Origin of the sequence: Nonomuraea sp. K271, from assembly GCF_009908215.1 — a bacterium.
Classification (GTDB): domain Bacteria; phylum Actinomycetota; class Actinomycetes; order Streptosporangiales; family Streptosporangiaceae; genus Nonomuraea; species Nonomuraea longispora.
Genome location: NZ_JAAAHR010000319.1, coordinates 1 through 3,957 on the forward strand (window position 1 = coordinate 1; position 3,957 = coordinate 3,957).

A 3,957-nucleotide genomic window follows, 5' to 3' on the forward strand; every position below is an offset into this window, starting at 1 on the left:
CGGCAGGCCGGGTGGGGGCGGGCACCGGCTGGGCGCCAGGGGCGAGGATGCTCATCACGTCGCCCGCCGACGCCGAGAAGGTCACGGTGCGCTGGTCGGCCAGGTCGGACTGCGCCGGGACCGCGGGTTTGACCGGCTCGACCAGGTCGGCGAGGCCGGAGGAATGGTTGCCGGAGGAATGGTGGGACGCGGCCGGCTGGCGCTGCGGCAGCGGGCCCTGGACGGTGGTCGCGTCGGGGTCGGCGGAGGCGGCCACGGGCCGCGGCCTGGCGCTGCGGTCGGCGCGCTTGCCCGGACGCTCCGAGCGGCGCTCGGCGGGCCGGCTCGCCGACCGGTCCGCGGGACGCTCGCCCCCGGACTCGGCGGGACGCTCGGCGCGGCGCTCGGCTCGCTGCTCCGCGGGACGCTCGCGCTCGACGGGACGGGAGGCGCCCTTCCTGGCCGCCACGGTGCCACCGGCGCCGAAACCGCCCTCCTCCGCGTCGCTGCGGATGTTGGCCCAGAACTCCTCGTCCTCGTCGTCGGAGGTCGGGTTGCCCCACTCGTCGACACCACGCCGGCCACGCTGACCGCTGCGTGCCGGCTTCGGCGCCTTCGGCTGGTCGATCGGGCTGAAGTCGGGGCTGAAGTTTCTCATCCGCGGCTCGTGCGCGGCGAACTCGTCCGTGGAACGAGCGTGGGTCGACTCCTCCTTCTCGGCCATCTCCTTCAGCCGTTCCGGAGGAAGCGAGCTCTCCCTGCGGTTCATCGAACGCATGCCCAGTGCCACGACGACGAGCACGAGGAGCACGACAGCGACCAAGCTCACTACGACCGCGATCATTGCACCACCCTCAAAGCCATGGCCTCCCTTTGGCACCGATGAGATCGCGCGGCCATCGACGCGATCTGCCCCCTTTGATCACCAGTGCCTAACGATTGGATCTGATTCTGTCGGACCACTATGAGCGTTGTCACACCCTACGTGAAGAATTGGTACATCTGCACTACACGTCGTGTTTGATCCCTCACTGAGCGTTGACCGCGGTGAGCCGTCCCCGGGCTATGGTCCGGTCCGCGATCTGCTTCAAGATCTCGGGAAGGTCGAGGGGAGGGGCTCCCTGCTTCCTTTCGACCTTGTCGTTCAGCGTGTAGACGGTGAAGCGGTAGGTGCCCGGACCGCAGGGGGGATCATAGCCCGGCTTCCCGCTCGGCAGGGGCGCCTGGCCGGTTCCTTCCGGGGGCTCCTCGGCGGCGTTGGGGCCCAGCTCGGTCGTGGTCGCCGGGATGTTGTAGAGCACCCAGTGCACAGTGGACGTCGATGGTGTATGGCTGTCGACCACGATCGCGATCGACTTCGCCTTGGGCAACGGCTGGCTCGACCAGCGCAGCGGCGGGCTGCCCTGGGCGCCCTTGCAGGAGTAGTCGCGTGGCAGCGGCTCGCCCTCGCGCAACTCCGGGCTCGAGACATGGACCTCCGCGATGTCCTCGGCCTGGGACCGGCCGATGAGGCTGCCGCAACCTGACAGCGCGAACGCGACGGTCACCGCTGTCACACCGACAGCGATGCGGCGCGCGGGTGTCGCCGTGTTACACAGCCCCATGACGGACGATGCTACGCGCGTCTCGGCGGTGTGCAGACCGTTTCCCGATGGTCGGTGGCCGGTAAAGGATCCGAAACCGGTCAGAATCACGGCATCTCAGCCGTGAGGTTGCACACAAAGACCCTGCTCCACCCCCCGGAGGACCTGGATCGGGCCTTCCCCGGGACCCTTTCTGGCCTGCTGGTTCACCGTGGCGGGCAGCGGACGTGATCACGGAGCGTGACCCGACAAGACGGACATCGCGCTGTTCTCCGAACATACAGAAAAATCAGGTGCGCCAGATCGTACAGAACGGTAAAGAGGGTCGGTCCCAGGGCACCGCGCGCGCGAACGGCGGCTGCCACGTGCGTGAGGGCGCTCGCGCTGTGGTGCGGTCTGCGCTCGCCGGGCCTGGCTGGCACGAACGTGGCGCCGCCGACGTGGCCATGCTCGACAGCCTGCGGCAGGCCGCCATCGAGCATGGCACCCGCCCACGGAGGCCGTCGGCAGACACGCCGGGACGGCCCGTCGATCTTTACCACCCTCGAAGCCGATCTCCATGCCGGATTCGCGCCCTAAGCTGGTGCTGTGACCTCATCAGGCCCGATCCGTGATCCGGCGAATCGCGTTTCGCCCAAGGCCATCCGCCTGTGGTTGTTCGAGTCGTTGATCGCGTTCGTGTTCTTCCTGGGTGGTGCGCTGCTGGTGGCGCAGTGGCTCGACGGCAGCCGATGGTGGTGGGTCCCCGGCTGGTACGCCGACAACTCCTGGCTCCTGCCGGCCGCCGTGGTGGTGCTGCTCCTGCCGTTCCTGGTGGCCGAGCCGTTCGTACGGTACGCCGTGCACCGCTGGGAGCTCTCAGGCGACGTCGTCTACGCCAGGTCGGGGTTCCTGACCAGGGAGTGGGTTTTCGTGCCCGTGAGTCGCATCCAGACGGTCGACAAGGGGCAGGGGTGGCTGGAGCGGATGCTCGGTCTGGCCACGCTGGAGATCCGCACCGCGTCCCATGCCGGTTCCTCGACGATCAAGGGCCTCGACTACGGCGAGGCGGCCCGGCTCGCGGAGCAGCTCGCGCACCGGGCGGAGGAGCTCAGGGACGATGCCACGTGACCGCCTCGCGACGGCCCAAGGAGCTGCGATGACCGGCGGCGCACCTCACGACAGCCCTGAACCCTCACCCGGTGGCGACCCGCCGCGGCCGGACGACGCCACTGCGCCGGGCCCCGGAGGAGGCGGACACCCCGATCAGGCGGCCCCCCAGCCCTGGACGGTGCAGCCGCACCCGGGCGGCCCCCCGCCCTGGGGCCCGGAGCGGGCTCCGGGCGGTCCGCCGCCGCCCGCCGGAGGTCCTGAGCAGCCCCCTGGCGGTCCGCCGCCGCCCGCCCGTGCGCCGCTGCGGCTGAGCCCCAAGGTCCTGCTCATCGATCCGGTACGCATGCTGCCCTCCCTCCTGCTCCCCCTGGTCGGGGTCCTGTTCGTGGGTGGCTTCTCGGCCAGGTCGTACGGATGGGCGGCCCTGGGCGTGGTCGGCACCGTGGTGTTCGCGATCGTCAGGTGGGCCACCTTCACGTACGAGATCGTCGGTGACCGCCTCGAAACGAAACGTGCGCTGATCAGCCGGTCCGTCCGTACCATCCCGCTGGAGCGGATCCGCGGCGTCGACGTGTCGACGCCGCCGATGCACCGGCTGCTCGGCCTGTCCGTACTCAAGATCGACACGGGGGCGAGCGGCGGCGACGAGGAGGCCGAGCTCAACGGGGTGACCCTGGCGGAGGCCGAACGGCTCAAGGCGGTCCTCCTGCGCCGCGCGGCCCGTCCTGCCGCCGACGCACCCGGCGCCCAGGAGCCGGAGCCGGCCGAACAGCCGATCATCCGCGTCCCGCGCAGATGGCTGCTTTACGGGCCGCTGTCCGGCGCGTACCTGCTGACCCCCTTCGCGCTCCTCGGCGGCGCGGTCGGGCTCACCTTCCAACTGGGGGACGACCTGGGCTTCGGCCGGACCGCCGCCCTGACCGTAGGGGAGTGGTTCTGGGAACGCCCCTACCTGTTGCTGGTCGTGGCCCTGCTGCTGGTGCTGGCGATGCCATTCCTGGGCGGGCTGATGTACGCGGTCTTCAACTGGGACTTCTCCCTCAAACGGCGCGACCGCCACCTCGTGGCCGAACGAGGGCTCATCAACCGGCGCAGCGTATCGCTGGAGTCGGCGCGCGTACGCGGCTACGAGATCGTCGACGGCCTCGCGGAACGCTGGGCGGGTGTCGTACGCGCCTGGGCCATCGTGACCGGGCTCGGCGATTCGGAGACCCGCGGCCAGCTCCTTCCCGACGTTCCCCGTGCCGTGGCCTTCCAGGTGACCGGCGACGCGATCGGCCCCTTCCGCGCGGACCTGCGCCCC

At 70.4% G+C, this 3,957-nt stretch carries 3 protein-coding genes and 1 pseudogene; 2 read left to right on the forward strand and 2 right to left on the reverse strand.

The features are described 5' to 3' along the window. Both GUY59_RS46315 and GUY59_RS46320 read right to left on the reverse strand, forming a co-directional pair. Positions 1–823: pseudogene (locus GUY59_RS46315) on the reverse strand (hypothetical protein); the annotation flags it as partial. A 184-nt stretch (positions 824–1,007) separates the two neighbouring features. Then, a complete protein-coding gene (locus tag GUY59_RS46320) occupies positions 1,008–1,583 on the reverse strand; it encodes a YbhB/YbcL family Raf kinase inhibitor-like protein (protein WP_138208710.1) in 576 nt (191 codons plus the stop codon). Positions 1,584–2,150: 567 nt separating this feature from the next. Between GUY59_RS46320 and GUY59_RS46325 the strand changes: the two genes are divergently transcribed. Next, on the forward strand, positions 2,151–2,672 hold the full coding sequence (locus GUY59_RS46325) for a PH domain-containing protein (RefSeq protein WP_246081245.1): 522 nt from the start codon (positions 2,151–2,153) through the stop codon (positions 2,670–2,672). Positions 2,673–2,700: 28 nt separating this feature from the next. Next, positions 2,701–3,957: PH domain-containing protein (locus GUY59_RS46330; RefSeq protein WP_236668155.1), on the forward strand; the 1,257-nt coding region annotated here is incomplete at its 3' end.